The organism is Corynebacterium sp. Marseille-P4611 (genome assembly GCF_916618765.1).
Taxonomy (GTDB): Bacteria; Actinomycetota; Actinomycetes; order Mycobacteriales; family Mycobacteriaceae; genus Corynebacterium; species Corynebacterium marquesiae.
Window position 1 is genome coordinate 2295945 of record NZ_CAKAKD010000001.1, and the last position, 21945, is coordinate 2317889.

Below are 21945 nucleotides of genomic sequence, written 5' to 3' on the forward strand. Positions count from 1 at the left end.
GGTAGGCAAGCCGCCGCCCGCGGTCACTGTGGAGTCTACCGTTATTCCCACCCGGATGGTTGGAAGCCCAAAGATCTCACCAGCTCCGGGCGCCCGCTTCCCCACTCCAACATGTGGTATCCCTCCCAGGCTTGCCGCTTGAGCTCGTGCGGCGCGTGCTCAATATAGGCCTCGGCATCGAAGATCATGGTGGCGCGCTGAGTGGCCCCGTAGCGCGGCCAACTCATCTCAGGGCGGCCGCCATGAATGAAGGCGGACCAGTGTTGCTGCATGGTGGCGGTAAGTTCTTCCATCTCCGCACGCGAGCCCCAATTGGTAAGGAAAGATGCGCGCGAGGAGTAAGGGTCACCGAATACATTGCCCAGCTCCATCGAATGCATGGCGCCGAGGCCCAGCCACTTGAGCACGGCAGAGGCGAAGTCGAAGCGATACATCCACGTTGGTGCCACCTGCGCATGGGCGGTAGCGATGCGGGTGGAAGGTGCCCAAAAGAGGGCGTCGGCAAGCAGGTGCGCAAAGTCCTCCCGGGCCACCGCGCCGTCATAGGCGGCGACGACTTCGGGGGCGTGCTGGGGATCGAAGGAAGCCAGGAGGCGCAAGGCGGCGCGCTCGCGGGAGCTTTGGCGCTGGAAGAGGAATTTACCAAAGCTAGCCTCGTCCGAGTTCGTGCCGATGAGCAGCGGAACCTGGTGCTGGTGCCCATTTTCAAAGGCAGCTATGGGGTGTTCCGGAATGAGCTCATCATCCACCGTGGGTGCGTAGCAGGAATTGAGGTGAATGAGCTCGCCAGCCCGCCACATCATGGATTGGCCCGAGCGCACCAGATCGGCAAAGTTCTCCTGGCGCAGGTCCTCCACCGAGGTGCGACGAGGTAAGGCCATGCGGTGGACTAACTCGCGCGCCCACAAGGTGGACTGGGCGCGGGAATGGATCATGGCAATCGGCGGGGACTGGGCAATGGCCCGGTGGAAGAGGCCTTCCGCGGCCGGGCTCGTCATGAGGGTGAGAACCGCCGCGCCGCCGGCCGATTCACCCATGAGGGTGACGGATTCAGGATCGCCGCCAAAGGCCGCAATATTGTCACGCACCCACTGCAACGCCAGGATCTGATCGGCCACCGCCGGGTTAGCGCTGCAGTCTCCGCCCAGGCTGCGCAGATCCAAATAGCCCAGGGAGTTGAGGCGGAAGTTAATGGATACGTAGATCACCTCCATGCGGGTAGCCAGCTCAAAACCGCGGAGCATGAGCATGTGCGACGAGCCCATGATGAAGCTGCCGCCGTGTAGGTAGACCACCACAGGAAGCTTCTCTTCGGTGCGCGGGCGCACGATGTCGAGGTGCAGGCAGTCCTCGGAGCCGATAATGCGGTCGGTCCAGGAGTACGTGGGCTGCGGGGCCGGCGGGCCGAATTGGCTGCAATCGCGCACGCCCTCCCAAGCCGGTGCAGGCTGCGGGGCGCGGAAGCGGTTGTCCCCGGCGGTGGTATCGCCAAAGGGGATGCCGCGCCAGGTGAGCACCGGCCCGGCGCTAATGGGGCGATCGGTGCGCAGGTCCTCCTCTATAACGCCGCGCACCCACCCGGAGGTAGTGCGGACGGTGAGCTCATCTGCCAGGGCGTTTTGGGCCTCTTCGTGCGCGCGGCGGGCGCGTTCGTGGGCCTGCTTGGCTTTCAGGCGCGCCGCCGCGGAAGACTCCTCCGGAGGGAAGTTCCCGGAATCACGGGTGTTCTCGTGCGGCGTAACCATGCCTTCTAGCTTAGGTGCCTTGCACGCCCTCGGCGATCTCTCTGCGGCGCGACGGCGTATTAATAGATCCTTTATTATGCTGGACGCAGATAAGTTTTAGCGAAAGAAAAGGACATATGGGTTTCTTTACTAAAGACAAGAAGGACAACTCCACCGAGGTCGACACCGTCGATACCTATGACATCGATCCGGAAGATACCAACCGCTTTACCTCCGCGCTCCTCAATTCCCTGGACCGCGCAGTAGCCGTGCAGTCCGGTGTCATCATCAAGTACGTCGACAACCTGAAGAAGCGCAATAAGGACGCGAGCCCGCAGCAGCTACAGGAGCTCATTGACAAGCACTTCTTCAATATCACCTCCGGCACCGGTGCGGCCGCGGGCGCTTCCGCTGCCATCCCTGGTGTTGGTTTGGTAACCGGCGCAGCTACCATCGCCGGCGAATCCGTAGTCTTCTTGGAGGCGGCCGCGTGGTACATCTTGGCTTCGGCCTACCTGCGCGGCGATGACATCAAGTCCCCCGAGCGCCGCCGCGCCCTTGTACTTTTGGTGCTGACCGGCTCGAAAGGCTCCGCTTTGGTGGATACCTTTGTGGGCGATCTCAATAGCGTGGCGGGCATGCGCTCGGCCGCTAGCCTCTCCCGCTTCTCCGGCCCGACGCTATCTGGCATCAACGGCCGCCTGACCAAGCTTTTTACCAAGCAGATCACCAAGCGCCTAAAGTGGGCGTGGATCAGCAAGCTCATGCCCATGGGCATCGGCGCCGTGCTGGGCACCACCGCCAACCGCAAGCTGGCCAAGCAGGTCATCGAGCACGCCAGCGAGCAGCTTTCTCCCCTCACCCAAGCCTAGGGGTAACCGGAAACCACTAAGCGGGGCTATTGATACCCCTAACATAGTGAATTTAGGGGTATGACCCGTATCATGTAGGCAGAATCTTTGGCGAGTGACGCATGCGCTCGCGCAAAGGCCGCACTAAAGTCGAATAAACGACCATTTTAAAGCAGAGAAATGAGGCGAATACCTGCCGTGAGCACATCGAATATCTTCGGCCCCAATGCGTGGCTGATAGACGAGCAGTTCCAGCAGTACTCCAAGGACCCTAGCTCCGTAGATAAGGAGTGGCGCGACTACTTCGAGGCAAACGGCGCGCCTAAGTCTAAGGCACAAGCCAAGGAGGCTGCGGAGAAGCCGTCTAAGCCTGCCGCGAAGAAGACTGAGGGTACTAGTACCGCCCGCAAGCAGGAGGCCCGCGAGACTAACGTGGAAAAATCCGTAGCTAAGGCGCAGGAAAAGTCCGCTAAGGCCAAGCAGTCCGTAAAGAAGTCCGAGTCCCCGCTCGACCGCATCGCGGACTATAAGGGCGGCGAAGAGCGCCAGCTCAAGGGCATGTTCAAGGCCATTGCGAAGAACATGGAAGAATCCCTGGAAATTCCTACCGCTACCACCGTGCGCGATATGCCGGTCAAGCTCATGTGGGAAAACCGCTCCATGATCAATGACCACCTCAAGCGCACCCGCGGTGGCAAGATCTCCTTTACCCACATCATCGGCTACGCCATGGTTAAGGCCGTACAGCTGCACCCAGACATGAACGTGCGCTACGAGCTCAAGGACGGCAAGCCCTATGTCATCCAGCCTGAGCACATCAACCTAGGCCTGGCCATTGACCTGCCGCAGAAGGATGGCTCCCGCGCTTTGGTCGTCGCCGCCATCAAGGAGTGTGAGACCAAGTCCTTCTCCGAATTTGTTGAGGCCTACGAGGACATCGTTACCCGTTCTCGCAAGAACAAGCTCACCATGGATGATTTCTCTGGTGTGACCATTAACCTCACCAACCCAGGCGGCATCGGCACCCGCCACTCCATCGCCCGCCTGACCAAGGGCGCCGGCTCCATCATCGGCGTGGGCTCCATGGATTACCCGGCCGAGTTCGCTGGCGCTTCCGCGGACCGCTTGGCAGACTTGGGCGTCGGCCGCCTGGTTACCCTGACCTCCACCTATGACCACCGCGTCATCCAGGGTGCAGAGTCCGGTGAATTCTTGCGCACCATTGGCCAGCTGCTTGTCGACGGCGCCTTTTGGGACGACCTCTTCTCCTCCATGGGCGTGCCTTATGAGCCGTTCCGCTGGGCGCAGGACGTGCCGAACTCCGGCGTGGACAAGAACACCCGCGTCATGCAGCTCATCGAGTCCTACCGCTCCCGCGGCCACCTGCTAGCCGATACCAACCCGCTGGGCTGGATCCAGCCGGGCCTGCCTAACCCAGATCACCGCGACCTCGACATCGCAACCCACGGTCTGACCATCTGGGATCTGGACCGCACCTTCAATGTCGGTGGCTTTGGCGGCAAGGAGCAGATGACCCTGCGCGAGGTGCTCTCTCGCCTGCGCGCCGCCTACACCTTGAAGGTCGGCTCCGAATACACCCACATCCTCGACCGCGATGAGCGCGGCTGGCTGCAGGACCGCCTGGAGGCGGGCATGCCGAAGCCGACCAACGCGGAGCAGAAGTACATCCTGCAGAAGGTCAATGCCGCCGAAGCATTCGAGAACTTCCTGCAGACCAAGTACGTGGGCCAGAAGCGCTTCTCCCTCGAAGGCGCCGAGACCCTCATCCCGCTGCTGGATTCCATCATTGATACCGCCGCCGGCCAGGATCTGGACGAGGTCGTCATCGGCATGCCACACCGCGGCCGCCTAAACGTCCTGTTCAATATCGTGGGCAAACCACTGGCCGATATCTTTGGCGAGTTTGACGGCAACTACAAGGGCGGCCAGCTCGGCGGCTCCGGTGACGTGAAGTACCACCTGGGTTCCGAGGGCCACCACCTGCAGATGTTTGGCGATGGCGAAATCAAGGTCACCCTTGCCGCCAACCCATCCCACCTCGAGGCCGTCGATCCGGTCATGGAGGGCATCGCCCGCGCTAAGCAGGACATCTTGGACAAGGGCCCAGAGGGCCACACCGTTGTTCCAGTCATGCTCCACGGCGATGCTTCCTTCACCGGCCTGGGCATTGTCCAAGAGACCATCAACCTGTCTCAGCTGCGCGGTTACACTAACGGCGGCACCGTCCACATCGTGGTTAACAACCAGGTGGGCTTCACCACCACCCCGGACTCCGGCCGCTCCACCCACTACGCCACCGACCTGGCCAAGGGCTTCGACTGCCCGGTCTTCCACGTCAACGGCGATGACCCAGAGGCAGTTGTCTGGGTTGGTCAGATGGCAGCCGAGTACCGCCGCCAGTTTGGCAAGGACGTCTTCATTGACCTCATGGTCTACCGCTTGCGCGGTCACAACGAGGCCGATGACCCGTCCATGACCCAGCCGGAGCTCTACTCCGTCATCGACGAGCACAAGGCAGTGCGCGAACACTACACCAACGACCTCATCGGCCGTGGTGACCTTTCCGCCGAGGACGCCGAGGCAGCCGCTCGCGACTTCCACGACCAGATGGAATCTGTCTTTGCTGAGCATAAGGAAGCCGGCAAGGCTCGCCCGAAGGAGCAGACCGGTATCACCTCCTCCCAGGACCTCACCCGCGGCCTGGACACCTCGATTACCGCCGAGGAACTCGCCGAGCTGGGTGCCGCCTATGGCAACCCACCAGAGGACTTCGAGTACCACAAGCGCGTGGGCAAGGTAGCCAAGGAGCGCGAGAAGTCCTCCCGTGAGGGCGGCATCGACTGGGGCTGGGGCGAGCTCATTGCCTTCGGTTCCCTGGCCGGCGAGGGCAAGGTTGTCCGCCTGGCTGGTGAGGATTCCCGCCGCGGTACCTTCACCCAGCGCCACGCCGTCACCTTCGATCCACGCAACGGCAACGAGTACAACCCGTTGCACGCCGTCGCTACCTCCAAGGGCAACGGCGGCAAGTTCATGGTTTATAACTCCGCGTTGACCGAGTACGCAGGCATGGGCTTCGAGTACGGCTACACCGTGGGCAACCCAGACGCCCTCGTGGCCTGGGAGGCACAGTTCGGTGACTTTGCCAACGGCGCCCAGACCATCATCGACGAGTACATCTCCTCCGGTGAGGCGAAGTGGGGCCAGCTGTCCAGCCTGGTACTCCTCCTGCCACACGGCTACGAGGGCCAGGGCCCGGACCACTCCTCCGCCCGCATCGAGCGCTACCTGCAGCTGTGCGCTGAGGGTTCCATGACCGTGGCTCAGCCTTCCACCCCGGCTAACCACTTCCACCTGCTGCGCCGCCAGGCACTCGGTGAGATGAAGCGCCCGCTGGTCGTCTTCACCCCGAAGTCCATGCTGCGCAACAAGGCAGCTACCTCCGCCGTGGAAGACTTCACCGAAGTCAAGCGCTTCCAGTCCGTTATCAATGACCCGAACTACGTCGACATCGACGGCAATAAGGTCGGCGATACCGACAAGGTCAAGACCATCATGCTGGTCTCCGGCAAGCTGTACTGGGATCTGGAGAAGAAGCGCGAGGCCGATGGCCGCGATGACATCGCCATCGTCCGCGTGGAAATGCTCCACCCGATTCCGTTCAACCGCCTGCGCGAGGCATTCGAGGCTTACCCGAACGCCACCCAGGTCCGCTTCGTTCAGGACGAGCCGGCCAACCAGGGCCCATGGCCGTTCTACAACGAGCATCTGCGCACCCTGATTCCGGATATGCCGGAGCTGGTTCGCGTTTCCCGCCGTGCTCAGTCCTCGACTGCCACCGGTAACGCCAAAGTGCACCAGATTGAGCAGAAGAACCTGCTGGAAGAGGCCTTCGACATCTAGTCGCCTCTACCCCGTTTAAACCCCAGTGAGGAGGTCCTCACTGGGGTTTATTCACGCCGACGCCAGCACTTATAGAGCTTCTGCTCTTGCTTCTGCCAGAGCACTCCTTCGGCGTTCTTGCTCTCTCATGTCCGTTCTCATCTCCGATTCCTTCGCGCTCACCAGCGGAACACTATTGTCTTGGCGGTAGCCTTCCCATGAGCGCCAAGGGAGCGGGTTAAGAATTAGCGCCTTACTCGATATGTCTAATCGTGACACGTATGCATGTCGTTCAAACCAGGCTGCAATGAAAAAGCACTAACGCCGGTATTCACAAGCCCAGAATTGCCCCACATCGAGTCACAAGTGAGTTTGAGGGGTCAACTCCTGTGGAGGTGTTGGTCTGCCGGTTTACCCACCGTCAGCAGCTCCGAGTTGCCAACGATCAAATACTAAGAACCAGTGAGATTCGACCCGCCGGAAGAATCGGAGTCGCCCTCTTCATGGGCGATGTCGCCGCCGGAGGAATTCAACCAGGAGCGCACGACCTTCTCCGCGCTGGTGTCGTCGTTTTCTACCTCTTCGGCCATGTCAGAGAGGTCTTTTTGGGTTATGAACTTGGTCAGCGAGGCCACTGCCTGGCGCTCTTCGCGGTCGAAGAGATCGTCTTGAAAGAGCACCACGAAATTCTCTGACAATTCGGGCTCGGAACCCTCGCAGCCACTGGCACCGGAAGGCTCAACCGTGGAGGTATCCGTGGGCAAGCTCGACATGAGCGCAATGTGGGTACGGGCCAAGTAATCCTCGCCGCCGGGCTCAGAGGCTTTCTGTGCCTTCTTGTAGTCCTTCGAAATAGCCCGCGCCTCACCGGGGTTAAGGATATTGAGGAACTCGCCGGTGCAGCCCACATAGAAATTGCCGCCCGGGTTCATGGAACGCCCACCCTTGGTGTCTTGGAAGATTTCTTCCTTCACAATGGACGCATCGCGACCCTGCCCCATCAGCTCCTGACGGTAGATCTCTGCGAGGACCAGCTGGTCGGTCTCATTAGTATCGACCAAAATGCTAATGGGCTCACTCTGGGAGCTCTTAGTAAAGGGGTTGGTATCGAGCTGGGAGGAACAGCCGGAAAGCAGCGTTGCGGACAGCACCACACCGGCAATGACACGAGCGGGGCGGGCAAAGCTGCGCATGGCGATACTCTTCTCCTTTTGGTTGGCGGCGCGTGAGCGTCTAGCTGATTCTACACCGAGGGTGTGTTTACCTCCTGTTGCGGCGTGACTAAGATGGCAAGGGTTATGTCTAGCGTTATTACTGAATCCGCCGTACGCGAGGCACTCTCCCGCGTCGAAGACCCCGAAATTGGCCGCCCCATCACCGAGCTCAACATGGTGAAGTCCGTTACCGTCACCGGTAATGACGTGGCCGTGGAAATTTACCTCACCATCGCCGGCTGCCCCATGAAGTCCACCATTGAGTCCAATACCCGCGCTGCGGTAGAGGATATTGAGGGCGTTGGAAACGTCACGGTGACGATGGAAGCCATGAGCGATGAGCAGCGTCGCGAGCTCAAGAAGAAGCTACGCGGCGGCCAGGCCGAGCCCGAAATCCCGTTTGCAAAGCCGGATTCCACTACTCGCGTTTTCGCGGTGGCCTCCGGTAAAGGTGGTGTGGGCAAATCCTCCATGACCGTAAACCTGGCCGCAGCGCTGGTACAGAAGGGCCTCAAGGTTGGCATTGTGGACGCCGATATTTACGGCCACTCCGTTCCTAACCTCTTGGGCTGCACCGACGGACCTACCGTGCTCGATGATGAGATGCTACTGCCGCCGATTTCTCACGGAATTAAGCACATTTCCATCGGGCAGTTTGTGGAGGGCAATGCCCCGGTGGTCTGGCGCGGGCCTATGCTCCACCGCGCGCTACAGCAATTCCTGGCTGACGTTTTCTGGGGCGACCTCGACGTGCTGCTCTTGGATCTGCCTCCGGGCACTGGCGACGTCGCCCTATCCGTAGCCCAGCTCATTCCCAATGCAGAGCTACTCATTGTCACCACCCCGCAGGCCGCGGCCGCCGAGGTGGCAGAGCGCGCCGGTTCCATCTCCCAGCAGACCCGCCAGCGCGTGGCCGGCGTAATTGAAAACATGGGCGCCATGGTGATGCCGGATGGCTCCACCATGGACGTCTTTGGCTCCGGCGGCGGACAGATTGTGGCTGATCGCCTAGGCGTCATCTTGGGCCATGAGGTGCCGCTGCTGGCTTCCGTGCCGCTGGATCCCACCTTGCGCAGCGGTGGCGATGCCGGCACGCCGATTGTCCTCGATTCCCCCGAGTCCCCCGCCGCCCAGCAGATCCAGGCGGTGGCTGATAAGCTGGCCATCCGCTCCGATTCCCTGGTGGGTAAAAACCTCAACTTGGGCGTGAACTAACGCCTTAGGTCACATCGCCCCACATGCCGCCGCCGGTGGATTCTTCCCCACCGCGTGGCGGCTTTTTCTCGGGCGCGGGCTGCTCCGTCGGCTTGGGGGCTTCGGTGCGTTGCTGCGGCCGGGGCTCTGGCTGCGGCTGCTCAGCGTAGATCTGGGAGTAGTCGAAGCTCGGGCGCTGCTGCTGCGGTTGGGACTGCGGCTGCTCCTCCGGCTCCTGTGGAGCGGTAGCGGTCTTGACGTTTTCTGCCATTTTCTTGGGGTTGAAATCGTCCCAGGCGGAATCGTCGCCGTCGAAAAGCGCCTTGGTAATTGCCCCTTTCGGGCCGAGGCGCGTCCACTGGGCAGCTTGGGTGAGCGGGCCGCGGATATCATCGAATTCCGAGGTAATCGAGCCCATCTCGCCGTTGAGCTCCGCCTTGGCGTTATTGATGGCCTTGCGGGCCGCGTAAATGGCCGCGCGCACATCCTTAATCACCTCGGGCATGCGCTCCGGGCCAATGACGATGATGCCCAAAACCACGATGACGAAAATCTCGGGCCAACCAATGGAAGAAAACACGGTTAAATACTAGTCCCTCACTCTTAGCCGCGCTGATTGTGCTTGATTGCGCGAACCACCATTTCCACCTTGTCCAAGAAATCCCGCTGCGGCCGGTGCGCAGGCGTTGCCGCATCCGGCCCGGGCGTCACCCCTTCGGCGGCAATGCCCGCGAGCTTTGCCAGCAAGGATTGCGACGCCTTGACTTTAGCGGAATCCGCGCACTGGCGAACCCACTCTGAGGCATGGCGCTGCTGGTGAACATCCGCCCGGCACTCGGCGCAGTGCACCAAGTGAATGCGCACGCGATGCATGAATTTTGGCTCCATCTCCCCGTCTACGAAGGCAACGACAGCCTCCGGGCCAAGGTGCCCGATGGTATCGCTGCGCCGCGCCTTAGCCTTCGCCTTATCGCGGGCCTTGGCCTGGGCGGCATCGAATCCGCCGCGCACGCTCAGCGTGGACAAGGTTCGACGTCCCCGCAGCGAGTCCATCAACACCCTCCTCCAGTAGTTGCTTGGCCTTCAGTGACACGGAAAATCCCCGCCGGTAGCGGGGACTATGCAGTTTCTTTAAAGTTTAGCGCGCGGTGGTTTAACGCGTGCGCAACAGCATGCGGGTTTCCGCATTGGTTTGCGCTTCTTTTTCAAGTGCCGCACGCAGCTGCGAGCGGCCACGGTGGATGCGGGAGCGCACCGTACCCATCTTGACGCCCAAGGTCTCCGCAATCTCGTCATAGCTCATACCAACGACATCACATAGCACCACGGCCACGCGGAAATCGGGAGCCAGGCCATCGAGCGCGGATTGCAGCGCCGGGTCCAGGTTGGCCACGGTATAGGCCTGCTCCGGGGTCATATCCGTGCCAGGCACGCGTTCATAATCCTCCGGCAAGGCCTCCATGCGGATCTTGGAGCGATGGCGAACCATGTCCAAGAAGAGGTTAGTGGTAATGCGGTGCAGCCAACCCTCAAACGTACCGGCCTGGTATCTATCCAGGGAGCGGAAGACACGCATGAAGGTTTCCTGGGTGAGGTCCTCTGCATCGTGCTGGTTGCCGGAAAGGCGATACGCCAAGCGGTAGACGCCATCAGCATGTTCGGCTACGAGGTCACCCCAGGCGGGCATGTCAGCTTCGCCGGCATCGAACGCCGCGGTACCGGTCAACTCCGCATCAGAGGTGGCGGGCTGAAGGGATTCGGCATCGCGCTTCGTTGTTGTCATGCATGTCATCTTTCTATACTTCAAAGTGAAACTCCAGCCACAGTGCTGATAATTTCCTGTTAGTCCGTCACATTATCCCCACCCACCACAACCTCGCTGGCTAAGCGCGTTTTTGCCACATTTGCGGACACTTTTCCCTAAGGTTTATTGCGTGACTACTACCGCATATGAAGCACTGCGTTCTTATATTGAGACCACCAGCGAGCCCTCCGCGGCCCTGCGTGGGGCGCGCGACCACGCCGATGAGTACGGTCTGCCCGTTCCAGATGAATCAACGGGCCAACTGCTCACCACGCTGACGGCCGCCTCGGCCGGCTCTACCGAACGCCCCCAGTCCGTGGCGATCACCCCAGCCGCCAATGTGGTAGGCCTCTACCTGCTTGCCGGCATGCCCGATAATGGCATCTTGACCTGCATCGACCCCGAGGCTGAGCACCAGCGCAGCGCCAAGACCGCCTTCCGCGAGGCGGGCTATGCACCTTCGCGCGGCCGCTTCCTGCCGTCTCGCCCACTCGAGGTCATGGGCCGCCTGGCTAATGATGCCTACCAGGTCATCTACGCCGACGTCGCCGCGCTCGAGCTCCCCGCCATCATCAAGGCAGCGTGGCCACTACTGCACCAAGGCGGCACCCTGGTCTTGGCTAATTCTTTGCTCGATGGCACGCTTGCCGACGTCTCCCGGACCGACCGCGACACCGCCGCCGCCCGCGAAGCAGACGAGTACCTGCGCGAGCTGGAGGGCGCAAACGTCACCCGCTTGCCGCTGGGTTCTGGGCTCACGCTCGTGACGAAGCTCTAGACCTTCTGGTTTTTGCCGACGACAACCACGCCGCCGTCAGAAACCTTGAAGCGCTCCTCATCGCGCTCGCGGTCCACACCGATAATTGCGCCATCACTAACGACGACGTTCTTATCGAGGATCGCGCGGCGTACCACCGCACCACGACCGATGCGCACGCCCGGCAGGATGACCGATCCTTCGACCGTGGCACCATCGGCCACGTGGACATCGGACGCCAGCACGGAATTGCGCACCGTGCCGCCGGAAACAATACAGCCCGGCGCCACCATCGAGGATTGCGCGATGCCATTTTGCACGAACTTCGCCGGCGGGAAATTGGAGTCATCCGTGGAGTGAATCGGCCAATTCTGGTTATAGAGGTTAAAGATCGGGTGCACCGAAATCATGTCCATGTGCGCTTCATAGAAGGAATCGATGGTGCCCACGTCGCGCCAGTAGCCGTGATCGCGTTCGGTAGATCCCGGCACCTCATTTGCCATGAAGTCATAGACATGCGCCTGCCCACGCTTCACAAAGTACGGAATAATATCGCCGCCCATATCGTGGGCGGAGTCCTCGTTCTTTTCGTCCTCCAAGAGGGCGTCAATAAGCGCCTGCGCCGTAAAGACATAGTTGCCCATCGAGGCATAGCTCATATTCGGGTCATCCGGAGTGGCCGGTGGGTCCGCAGGCTTTTCCACGAACTCTGTGATGGTTCCCATGCCATCGGCTTGGATGCAACCAAAGGCCGTTGCCTCCGCGCGCGGCACACGAATGCCGGCCACCGAACAATCCAGTCCCGAGGCGATGTGTTCTTCTACCATCTGCGCCGGATCCATGCGGTAGACGTGGTCCGCGCCGAAGACAATGACGTAGTCCGGTTTTTCGTCATAGATGAGGTTGAGCGACTGCACAATGGCATCCGCCGAGCCGTTGTACCAACGCTTACCGCGGCGCTGCTGGGCAGGCACCGAAGCAATGTATTGCGGCGTCGGCCCCGCCAAATTCCACGCCTGGGAAATGTGGCGGTCCAAGGAGTGGGACTTGTACTGGGTCAACACCGCAATCTTGAGGTAACCGGCGTTGACCAAGTTGGACAGGACAAAGTCAATGAGGCGGTAGGATCCGCCAAAAGGCACGGCGGGTTTGGCGCGGTCTTCGGTCAGGGGAAAAAGACGCTTTCCCTCGCCGCCGGCAAGGACAATGGCTAGGACATTTGGCAGGCTTCTCACGTTTTCAAACCTATCTGCAAATCCCACATTTCGCAGCAGAAATATGCACATTTTTACCCCCATCCCGTATTTCTGCACGCGGCACCAGAGATACGTATTCTGGGTGGGCATGAGAGCCGGAATCTTTTCCAAAGAATACCCGCCGGAAATCTACGGCGGAGCCGGAGTTCACGTAGCTGAACTCACCCGTTTTATGCGCGATATCATCGATGTCTCCGTGCACTGCATGGGCTCCCCGCGCGAAGAAAAGGACGTTTTTGTGCACGGCGTGGACCCCGCACTCGAGGGTGCCAATGGAGCGCTCAAGACCTTGTCTACCGGGCTTCGCATGGCCGATGCCGCCTCCGATATCGACATCGCCCATTCGCACACGTGGTACACGGGCCTTGCCGGCCACCTCTCCGCCCAGCTATACGATATTCCGCACGTGGTCACCGCTCACTCCCTGGAGCCACACCGCCCATGGAAGCGTGAGCAGCTCGGCGGCGGCTATGACGTCTCCTCGTGGTCCGAGAAGAACGCCATGGAATATGCCGACGCCGTCATCGCTGTCTCTGCTGGCATGAAGGACTCCATCCTGGATGCCTACCCGCGCATCGACGCCTCCAAGGTCCACGTTGTCCTCAACGGCATCGACACCGAGCTGTGGCAACCGCGAGAGGGAGATGTGTTGGACAAGCTGGGCGTCGATAAGCAACGCCCCATCGCCGCCTTCGTTGGCCGCATTACCCGGCAAAAAGGCGTGAAGCACCTGCTGCAGGCAGTGCGGAAGTTCGACCCGGATATCCAGCTGGTGCTGTGCGCCGGCGCGCCCGATACGCCCGAAATCGCGGCGGAGACCGAGGCGCTGGTAGATGAGCTACGCACCCAGCGCGATGGCATTTTCTGGGTCAAGGATATGCTCCCGCGCAACGAGGTCCAGCAGATTTACTCCGGCGCGGATGTGTTTGTCTGCCCGTCTATCTACGAGCCGCTGGGCATCGTCAACCTAGAAGCTATGGCCTGCGGCACGGCCGTTGTTGCCTCCAACGTAGGCGGTATTCCGGAGGTTGTGGTCGATGGCGAGACCGGCGTACTGGTGCCTTACGACGCCGCCGATACCGCTGCCTTCGAAGCCGACCTCGCTGCCGCCGTCAATGACGTCGCCGCCAATAAAGAGCGCGCCGCGGAATTTGGCCGCGCCGGCCGCGAGCGCGCCATTCGCGATTTCTCTTGGGCTACCATTGCCGCCCAAACCGTCGATATCTACCGCAGCTTGATTTAAGGAAGGATAGCCGTGACAACTCACCGCCCTGAACTGCATTTTGTTCCTGAAGACGGCGTCCTCGACGCCCCCGCTGGTATCCTGCGCGACGGCGATACCTGGCACCTGTTCTACCAGTACCGCCCCACCGCAGACTCCCCTGCCCGCTGGGGACACACCTACTCCGAAGAGTCTCCCTTTGACTGGTTGGACTGCGACGATGTCCTTGCCCCCGTCGGCGGCGAGCTCTCCCTGCGCGCAGGATCCGTAGCCCAAGGCCCGGAAGATATCCATCTCTATTTCACCTCCGTGACCGCCGCCGGAATCGCCGTTCACCTCGCCCGCTACGCTGACGTGGACGAGATCTGCGAGGTCTCCGATGACCCCCAGGCCCTCGACCCCAATGTTGTCCGTTTTGGCGAGGTCGTAGGCAATACCCGCAACTTCGATCACTTCCGCTCCCCCTGCGTGGTGCCCGATTGGGCCTCCGAGGACCGCGATAACGGCCACGACGGCTGGCTCATGCTCGCGCTCACCGGCCACTCCGACGCCCCGGTTCCCGTCATCCTCGAATCCACCGATGGCGTGTCTTGGCGCCTGCGCGGCAGCCTCAAGTTCGACGGCGACCCTGGCTTCCTAGAGGGCGAGGTCCCCGCTACCTCGCCCATTCCGCCGGTCGTCTCCCCGCGCCTAGTCCGACTGCGCGACGAGGTTGACGGCAATATCTACGACGTCCTCTTCGTCACCCTAGAGCGCGGCGGCCGCGACGTCTCCGGCTACCTCGTCGGCCGACTGGAGGGCACCACCTTTACCGTGGTCTCCGGCTTCCGCCGCGTAGACTTCGGCCACGATTTCTCCCGCCCACGCAGTACCAACACCACCACCGGCACGCTCACCCCGGAGCAGCGCTACGAGCGCGCCGTCATCGTCGGTCTCCTCAACGGCAACGGCCGCGGCGATGATGCCACCGCACACGCCTCCTGGGAGGCCGAAGGCTGGGCCAATGCCCTCTCCCTGCCTCGCCGGGTCACCCTCGAGGGCGGCGTCCTCTACCAAGCACCCGCCCGCGGCCTGCCCGATGCCGTCAAGCTCTCCGATTACGCCCGTTCCTGGACCGGCGTCATGGAGGTCCCTTCCGGTTCCTGCGTAACGGTCACGCTTCTCGACGGCGCCGGTGACCCCGCCGCCACCATCTGCCACTCCGGCGATAACATCAGCCTCGATCGCTCCATGAACAAGGCCTTCGACCACTGTTTCGCCGATTCCGAGCCCGCCACGGCCACGCTTGCCGAAGGCGATTCCGATACCCTCACCATCATCCAAGACGGCTCCACAGTCGAGGTTTTTGTCGACGGTGGCCTCATCGCCATGGCATCCCGCGTCTACTTCGAGGGTGGCTGCTCCGGCCTGCGAGTCGAGACCTCCGGCGATGCCGTCATCGAGCAGGACTGGCAGCGCTCCGGCTCCAAGCTTTAATCCTCTAGGCTCGCCGCACCGCTCCCTCCTCACCCCCGCCCTTCGCGCTCACCGGCGCAGCCGCCCACCGCGGTTCCGCTTCCCTCAGTGAGCGGCAAGGGCGGGGTTGCGCGTTTTCGGCCTCACTCCGCTGGGCCGCGTCTCCTCTCGCTCCCTCACACGCGTCCCTCGCGCTCACGGGAAGATGCTGGGACGTCGGAAAGCGTGTGCCGGTGAGCGGCAAGGGCGAAACCTCCCCTCGCGCTCACTGGGGAGACGAAAAGAACCACCCCACGCGCTTCCGGTGAGCGCGAAGGGCGGTGGAGGTGGCTGTGGCCGGCTGGGAGCTAGACGGCGCGGAGGCGATCCAAGCGGGCGCGGGCGGTGACCGTGAGCGTCGGGGGCAGCGCGGCCATGCGCTCGGCGAGTTCGCCGGCGCTGATGTGGCGCGCGGACGGGCTCATGCCCACCTGAGCTGCGACGGAGGCCTTATCAAGCTCGATGGGGAACGAGATATCGACCGGGTCGGCCGCCTGCTCGAGGAAGCCCTCGGCCTGCTCATACATGCGCTCGACCTTGCCTTCTTCCACGCCGAGGATGCCGAGCGGCTCGCGCAGCTCATCCAGGTGTCCAGCGCCGGGCGTCAAGACGATGACCTGGCCGCCCGGGGCGAGCACGCGTTGGAATTCGGCGGGATTGCGCGGGGCGAAGACGACGGAGATTGCGTCGACGGACTCATCCCGGATGGGCAGGCGCTCCCATACATCGGCCACGACGGCGCCGACGCGCGGGTGGCACTTGGCCAAGTGCTTCGCGGCGTGCGGGGAAATGTCGAGGCCGACGCCGCGGGCCTCCGCGATGGAGTCCAGAGTATGGGCCAGGTAGTAGCCGGTGCCGGCACCCACCTCGAGGAGGGAGGCGGGCTTGGACTCAGCCAAGGAGGCGGAATCCAGTGCGTCCTGGACGGCCCCGGTTACCGCCTCAACGAAGGGCGCGAAGTGGCCCATGGCCAGATAGGTCTCACGAGCGTTGACCATATCCATGTCATCGCCCTTGTGCTTGAGCCCGGCGCCAGCGGCAAGGGTGACATAGCCTTGCTTGGCCACATCAAAAGAGTGGCCGGATTCCGAGACGAGTCGAGAGAAATCATCGGCACCAGAAAGCGCGGTGCCATCGTTGGGATCGGCCAGAATGTCGACGATATGAGAAAGCATGTACCTAGACTAGCTAGAAACCTCGGTCAACAGGGAACCGAGCTCGGCGGCTTCGTCCTTGCTCAGCTCGATGACGATGCGTCCGCCGCCATCCGAGGGGATGCGCATTACAATTTTGCGGGACTCCTCTACTGCTTCCATTTCTCCGCCCGTGGTGCGCGGCTTCATTGCTGCCATAGTGAGTCTCCTTTAGTTAACTTCTTTTCCTTCCAGCTTAGACCTTTTCTGCGCGGAAGATAGTTGTTCCTCCAATTGCGCGAGGAGATCGTCCACCTGATCCTGGCGGTATCCACGGGGAACGACCTCAAATTTTACCTGGTCAAGGCGGCCTTCACGGAGGGCGGCGCGGTTATTTTCCTGCACCTTCTGCGGCTCGTCGAGCGGGTGCATGACCTCGCCGCGGCCAAAAATGGAGCCCCAAACCCAGGTACCGATGATGGTCAGGGCGATCAGGACGAGGAGGAGCATAATCCAAGACAGCATGGCTTAAACCTTACCTTTTAGCGGCGGGCGTTGAGCAACGGGCGCGAGGACCCCGGCGCGGGCGAGCAGCGTGCGCGCGACTACCTCGGCCATCGGCGCCAGCTCGTGCAGCGGCCGGTTGCGGTGTACCCGCGTGCCCAGGTCTACCTGTGCGACTTTGCCCCGCTTGCCGACGTCCACCATTAGCCCCGCTTCCACCCCATACCCCTCCACGAAGGGCAGTTCTAGGGCGGTGGCGCGGCGCAGGGCGTATTCGCCTCCGAGGGGCTGATCGATGTGGGCCAGCTCGGGAAAGAACTGCTTGATGAGCGGCTTGGCAGTCAGTTCAGTCACGCGGCCGCCGCCGGTTGGCTGGCCGTTGAGGCTGCGGCGGTAGCGGGCTTTGACCATCTCCACCGCGGGGTCGGCGAAGGGCGCAGCCAAGGCCGAGACCATGCCGGGTGCGGCGGATTCGAGGTCGGCGTCGACAAAGACGACGATATCTCCCTTCGCCGCGGCAACCCCGCGCCAGAGGGATTCGCCCTTACCGGGTCGCGGTTCCTCAGGGAGGATATCGCGCCAATTGCGCACATCCGCTCCGGCGACGGCAGCGCGGGAGGCGGTGGCGTCGGTGGAGTCGGCGTCGATGACGAGCACCTCGAGCGGTTCATCGGCGAGGCAGGCGCGCACGACGTCTGCGACGGTGCCCTCCTCGTTGAGCGCTGGAATGATAACGGAGACGCTCATGCAAGGCCTCGCGTGGTTGCTAGCGGGGCGACCTCGCCTTGGATGGCGGCGGTCATGCGGATGACATCGGCGGTCTCGGCCACCTCGTGCACGCGGAAGGCGGCCACGCCGCGGGCGGCGGACCACGCGGTGGCGGCCAGAGTGCCGGCCACGCGCTCGCCTACCCTGCGGTCGAGCGTCTCGCCTACGAAGTCCTTATTGGATAGCGCCATGAGCACCGGCCAACCGGTGGCCACGACCTCGTCGATACGCTGCAGGAGCTCGAGCCCGTGGAAGGTGTTCTTGCCAAAGTCATGCGTCGGATCGATGAAGGTCAGTTCCTCCGGGCAGCCGAGGGTGGCGGCGCGCTCAGCCAGTTGGGTGGTTTCCGCGATGACATCGGCCACCACGTCGTCGAAGTGGACGCGATGGGGCCTGGTGCGCGGGGTGATGCCACCGGTGTGCGAACACACGTAGCCCACACGGTGGTGGCCGGCGACCTCGATGAGCTCGGGATCCCAGCCGGCCCACGTGTCATTGACTAGGCCGGCGCCGGCTGCGATGGCGGCCTCTGCCACCTCGCTGCGCCAGGTATCGACGGAGATGAGCACATCCGGGTGGCGCTCGTGCACCTTCTCGATGATCGGCACCACGCGGTCGATTTCCTCCGCCGCGCCCACGGCTTTGCCGGGGCCAGCCTTCACGCCACCAATATCGACGATTGACGCACCGGCCGCAATCACCTCATCGCAGCGGCGCAGCGCTGGGTCAAGGTCAAAGGTTGCGCCGTTGTCATAGAAGGAATCCGGGGTGCGATTGACAATCGCCATCACACGCGCGAGGCTCAACGCGGCTCCCTGATGCGCTTATCGCTCATGACTTGGTGGCGCTGAATGATGTGAGATATGGCCTCATCGGGGTCGTCGGTAAGCAGGAAAAGCTCCCGGTCGCCCTCGTTGATATAGCCGCTGGCCGCGAGCGTGTTGTCCATCCATTCCAGCAGGCCGGACCAGTACTCAGTGCCCATGAGCACGATGGGGTAATTGGTCACCTTGCCGGTCTGCACCATGCACATGACCTCGAAGAACTCATCCATCGTGCCCATGCCACCAGGTAGGCAAATGAAGGCCTGCGAATACTTCAAGAACATCGTCTTGCGCGCAAAGAAGTAGCGGAAATTCAGGCCCAGATCCACATACTCGTTAAGCCCCTGCTCGTGGGGCAGCTCGATGCCCAGGCCCACGGAGAGCCCGCCGGCCTCATGGGCGCCGCGGTTGGCCGCCTCCATAATGCCGGGGCCGCCGCCGGTGATGACGGCATAGGAGTGCTCGGCCAGCTTGCGGCCAACATCCACGCCCAACTGGTAGCTCGCATCTTCCGGTGTAGTGCGCGCGGAGCCGAAGACAGTAACGGCCTTCGGCAGCTTGGAAAGCGCATCGAAGCCAGCGACGAACTCGCCTTGGATGCGCAGGACGCGCCACGGATCAGCATGCTGCCACTCATGGTCCGCGCCGGACTCCAAGAGCCGCTGGTCAAAGGTGGAGGCCTGCTCGCCTTCGGTACGCAGCAACATCGGGCCGCGCAGGGTACGCATCTGCTCAGGGGTCATGGTCTATCCCTTCAGGTAGTTCAGGAGGGCGGTGGATACTTCGGTGATCTGCGCGGTGGGGACCTGTTCGTCCTTCTTATGCGCAAACCCAGGGTCACCAGCGCCGAAGTTTACTGCCGGGGTCCCCATTTCGGAGAAGCGGGCGACGTCGGTCCACCCGTACTTGGCGCGGACGTTGCCCCCGACGGCGTCGATAAGCGCCTTGGCTGCTGGCTGGCCCAAACCGGGCTGGGCGGCCGGTGCGATGTCGTCGATCTCGATGGTGACGTCTTCTTCCTCGCCGATAATGGACTTCATGTAGTCCAGCGCCTCGTCGCTCGTGCGGTCTGGGGCGAAGCGGAAGTTTACAAACATCCATGCCTCATCCGGCAGCGTATTGGTGGCCACGCCGGACTCGAGGTGGACGATGTTGAGGCCCTCGCGGTAGGTGCAGCCATCGATGGTGACATCGCGGGACTCATAGGTAGCGATGCGGCTCATAATGGGCGCAAGCTTGTGCGCTGCGTTGGAGCCGAGCCAGGCGCGGGCCGAGTGCGCGCGGGTGCCATGGGCGGTAACGCGCAGGCGGATGGAGCCCTGGCAACCGGCCTCCACCATGGCGCCGGAGGGCTCACCCAGCAGCGCGAAATCGCCCTCGAGCCACTCCGGGTGGTCCTTTTGCAGGTGGCCCAGGCCATTAAATTCAGTGGCTACTTCTTCGCCCTCGTAGGCGATGACAGTGAGGTCATGCTTTAGCTCGTCCGCTTCGTGCAGCTGGGCAAAGGCATTGAGGTAGACGGCCATGCCGGACTTCATATCCACGGTGCCGCAGCCCCACATAATCTCTACCCCGTCTTCAGAGGTTTCCATGTGATGCGGTACATTTTCTGCCAACGGAACGGTATCAATGTGGCCGGCGAGTACTACGCGGGAATCTAGCCCGCGATTCGTCCGGGCGCACACGGTATTGCCGTAGCGGGCAACCTCGACGTCCAATCCGCGCAGCGCTTCTTCGATGGCGTCTGCGATGGCCTCCTCATGGTGGGAGGGGCTCGGAATATCCACGAGCGCCTTGGTTAGTTCGATGGGGTCTGCATATAGATCTAAAGTCACAAAGCGCCATGCTAGCGCTCCGCGCAGCTCACCGCATTGTGTAAAGTTCACTTCACTGCAAATAATTCGTCCTCCCTAAGGTGATAACAATGGCCGAAGCCACTCAATTGAAATCCCGTCATCTCACGATGATGGGCCTTGGCTCCGCCGTGGGCGCAGGCCTCTTCCTCGGCGTGGGCCTCGGCATCCAGATTTCCGGCACCTCCGTCCTCATCTCCTATGCCGTAGCCGGCGCGCTCATCGCACTGGTGATGTGGATGCTGGGTGAAATGGCAGCCGCCCGCCCCTCTTTGGGGTCATTTTCCACCTACGCCGGCCAGGCCTTCGGTCACTGGGCGCGCTTTACCATGGGGTGGATTTACTGGTTCATGCTGATCATGGTCATGGGCGCCGAAATCACCGGCGCGGCCGCCATCATTTCCAACTGGTTCGATATTGCCCCGTGGATTCCAGCGCTTATTACCGTGGCCTTCTTCGCGGTGGTCAACTTCGCGGCCGTGGGCGGTTTTGGTGAGTTCGAGTTCTGGTTCGCCATCATCAAGGTCGGAGTCATCGTCGCCTTCCTCGTCATCGGCGCACTCATGGCGCTGGGCATCCTGCCGGGCATGGATGTCTCCTTGGCCGGTACCAATTTCACCGATAACTTCCTGCCCAATGGCATGCCTGGCTTCGCCGCCGGATTGCTGGCCGTCGCCTTTGCCTTCGGCGGCATCGAGCTGGTGACCATCGCGGCCGCCGAGTCCGAGGATCCGGCGCATAACGTCGCCACCGCGGTGCGCGCCATCATCGTGCGCATCATGATTTTCTACATCGGCTCTATCGTAGTGATCACCATGGCGCTGCCGTTTAGCTCCATCCAGGACGCCGATGTCGCGGCCGATTCCCCCTTCACCCTAGTGCTCGCGGCCGCCAAGATTCCCTTCGCGGCCGGCTTCATGGAAGCGATTATCGCCCTCGCCCTGCTCTCCGCCTTCAACGCGCAGATTTACGCCACCTCCCGCTTGGTCTTTGATATGGCCAAGGACCACTGCGCCCCGGGATTCTTCCTCAAGCGAAATCGCGCCGGCTCCCCCATCAACGCAGTCATCTTGTCCATGGTCTTCGCCTTCGCTTCGGTGGGCCTGCAGTTCTGGAACCCGCCGGGGCTCCTGGCATTCCTCTTCAACGCCGTCGGCGGGTGCCTGCTGGTCATCTGGTCCTTCATCGTGGCTTCCTTTATTAAGCTGCACCCCGTGCTGCGCAAGAACGGCGAGCTGACGGAAATCCACGTGCCCGGCTTCCCCTGGCTGCCCTGGATCACGGCCGCCGCCCTGGGCGGGCTAACCCTGCTGATGCTCTTTGATCCGGCCGCGCGCAACCAGGTAATCTCCGTGCTCATCCTCGCTGCGGTGCTCGTCATCTTGTCCTTTGTGCTTCCCACCGGCCAGCGCGCGGGGGCGCAGAAATAGTTGCTAAGCTAGCGGGC

At 62.1% G+C, this 21945-nt stretch carries 20 protein-coding genes; 7 read left to right on the forward strand and 13 right to left on the reverse strand.

Annotated elements, in window-relative coordinates; all coding sequences use genetic code 11:
• Window positions 1–41 precede the first annotated feature (41 nt).
• On the reverse strand, window positions 42–1745 hold the full coding sequence (locus LG376_RS10960; protein ID WP_225747140.1) for a carboxylesterase/lipase family protein: 1704 nt from the start codon (window positions 1743–1745) through the stop codon (window positions 42–44).
• 116 nt (window positions 1746–1861) lie between these two features.
• Between LG376_RS10960 and LG376_RS10965 the strand changes: the two genes are divergently transcribed.
• Both LG376_RS10965 and LG376_RS10970 read left to right on the forward strand, forming a co-directional pair.
• Window positions 1862–2596 (forward strand): hypothetical protein, encoded by a 735-nt coding sequence (locus tag LG376_RS10965; RefSeq protein WP_049383629.1) that lies wholly within the window; start codon window positions 1862–1864, stop codon window positions 2594–2596.
• Window positions 2597–2755: 159 nt separating this feature from the next.
• On the forward strand, window positions 2756–6496 hold the full coding sequence (locus LG376_RS10970; RefSeq protein WP_225747141.1) for a multifunctional oxoglutarate decarboxylase/oxoglutarate dehydrogenase thiamine pyrophosphate-binding subunit/dihydrolipoyllysine-residue succinyltransferase subunit: 3741 nt from the start codon (window positions 2756–2758) through the stop codon (window positions 6494–6496).
• A gap of 431 nt (window positions 6497–6927) precedes the next feature.
• Here the strand turns inward: LG376_RS10970 and LG376_RS10975 are convergent, their stop codons facing one another.
• Entirely contained in the window at window positions 6928–7668 is a 741-nt protein-coding gene (locus LG376_RS10975) for a hypothetical protein (RefSeq protein WP_225747142.1), read from the reverse strand.
• A 105-nt stretch (window positions 7669–7773) separates the two neighbouring features.
• Here LG376_RS10975 and LG376_RS10980 point away from each other — a divergent pair, with 105 nt between their 5' ends.
• Window positions 7774–8904, forward strand: a complete 1131-nt coding sequence (locus LG376_RS10980; protein WP_040425048.1) for an Mrp/NBP35 family ATP-binding protein — start codon at window positions 7774–7776, stop codon at window positions 8902–8904.
• A 4-nt stretch (window positions 8905–8908) separates the two neighbouring features.
• Here the strand turns inward: LG376_RS10980 and LG376_RS10985 are convergent, their stop codons facing one another.
• The 3 genes from LG376_RS10985 to sigE form a co-directional block, all read right to left on the reverse strand.
• Window positions 8909–9463 (reverse strand): twin-arginine translocase TatA/TatE family subunit, encoded by a 555-nt coding sequence (locus LG376_RS10985; protein ID WP_049378319.1) that lies wholly within the window; start codon window positions 9461–9463, stop codon window positions 8909–8911.
• A 23-nt stretch (window positions 9464–9486) separates the two neighbouring features.
• A complete protein-coding gene (locus LG376_RS10990) occupies window positions 9487–9936 on the reverse strand; it encodes an anti-sigma factor (protein ID WP_225747143.1) in 450 nt (149 codons plus the stop codon).
• Between the two features lie 100 nt (window positions 9937–10036).
• Entirely contained in the window at window positions 10037–10666 is a 630-nt protein-coding gene (gene sigE, locus LG376_RS10995; protein ID WP_225747144.1) for an RNA polymerase sigma factor SigE, read from the reverse strand.
• A 151-nt stretch (window positions 10667–10817) separates the two neighbouring features.
• Between sigE and LG376_RS11000 the strand changes: the two genes are divergently transcribed.
• Window positions 10818–11465, forward strand: coding sequence for an O-methyltransferase (locus LG376_RS11000; protein ID WP_225747145.1), 648 nt, complete (start codon window positions 10818–10820; stop codon window positions 11463–11465).
• On the opposite strand, the gene glgC is transcribed toward LG376_RS11000, so the two are convergent.
• Window positions 11462–12679: a glucose-1-phosphate adenylyltransferase gene (gene glgC, locus LG376_RS11005; protein ID WP_225747146.1), complete on the reverse strand. Its 1218-nt coding sequence runs from the start codon at window positions 12677–12679 to the stop codon at window positions 11462–11464. The genes LG376_RS11000 and glgC overlap by 4 nt on opposite strands.
• A 109-nt stretch (window positions 12680–12788) precedes the next feature.
• Here glgC and glgA point away from each other — a divergent pair, with 109 nt between their 5' ends.
• Together glgA and LG376_RS11015 are read left to right on the forward strand one after the other, a co-directional pair.
• Complete coding sequence (gene glgA / locus LG376_RS11010) at window positions 12789–13943, forward strand: glycogen synthase (protein ID WP_225747147.1); 1155 nt, start codon at window positions 12789–12791, stop codon at window positions 13941–13943.
• 12 nt (window positions 13944–13955) lie between these two features.
• Window positions 13956–15398, forward strand: a complete 1443-nt coding sequence (locus LG376_RS11015; protein ID WP_198492842.1) for a GH32 C-terminal domain-containing protein — start codon at window positions 13956–13958, stop codon at window positions 15396–15398.
• Window positions 15399–15724: 326 nt separating this feature from the next.
• On the opposite strand, the gene LG376_RS11020 is transcribed toward LG376_RS11015, so the two are convergent.
• From LG376_RS11020 to dapE, 7 genes are read right to left on the reverse strand one after another with little or no spacing between them, the layout of a single operon-like run.
• Entirely contained in the window at window positions 15725–16591 is an 867-nt protein-coding gene (locus tag LG376_RS11020; protein WP_049377983.1) for a methyltransferase domain-containing protein, read from the reverse strand.
• Window positions 16592–16600: 9 nt separating this feature from the next.
• Entirely contained in the window at window positions 16601–16768 is a 168-nt protein-coding gene (locus LG376_RS11025; RefSeq protein ID WP_005323535.1) for a DUF3117 domain-containing protein, read from the reverse strand.
• Between the two features lie 12 nt (window positions 16769–16780).
• Window positions 16781–17074: a DivIVA domain-containing protein gene (locus LG376_RS11030; protein ID WP_225747148.1), complete on the reverse strand. Its 294-nt coding sequence runs from the start codon at window positions 17072–17074 to the stop codon at window positions 16781–16783.
• Between the two features lie 3 nt (window positions 17075–17077).
• Window positions 17078–17800, reverse strand: coding sequence for a glucosyl-3-phosphoglycerate synthase (locus tag LG376_RS11035; protein WP_225747149.1), 723 nt, complete (start codon window positions 17798–17800; stop codon window positions 17078–17080).
• Complete coding sequence (gene folP, locus LG376_RS11040) at window positions 17797–18609, reverse strand: dihydropteroate synthase (RefSeq protein WP_225747393.1); 813 nt, start codon at window positions 18607–18609, stop codon at window positions 17797–17799. The genes LG376_RS11035 and folP overlap by 4 nt, the downstream gene beginning before the upstream one ends.
• Before the next feature lie 14 nt (window positions 18610–18623).
• Window positions 18624–19388 carry a TIGR00730 family Rossman fold protein gene (locus LG376_RS11045; protein ID WP_225747150.1) on the reverse strand — a complete coding sequence of 255 codons (765 nt, stop codon included), beginning with the start codon at window positions 19386–19388 and terminating at the stop codon, window positions 18624–18626.
• Window positions 19389–19391: 3 nt separating this feature from the next.
• The gene (dapE, locus tag LG376_RS11050; protein WP_225747151.1) at window positions 19392–20480 is read right to left on the reverse strand and encodes a succinyl-diaminopimelate desuccinylase; all 1089 of its coding nucleotides are present in this window, start codon (window positions 20478–20480) and stop codon (window positions 19392–19394) included.
• Between the two features lie 89 nt (window positions 20481–20569).
• Between dapE and LG376_RS11055 the strand changes: the two genes are divergently transcribed.
• Window positions 20570–21928, forward strand: a complete 1359-nt coding sequence (locus tag LG376_RS11055) for an amino acid permease (protein WP_225747152.1) — start codon at window positions 20570–20572, stop codon at window positions 21926–21928.
• The last annotated feature ends 17 nt before the right edge of the window (window positions 21929–21945 follow it).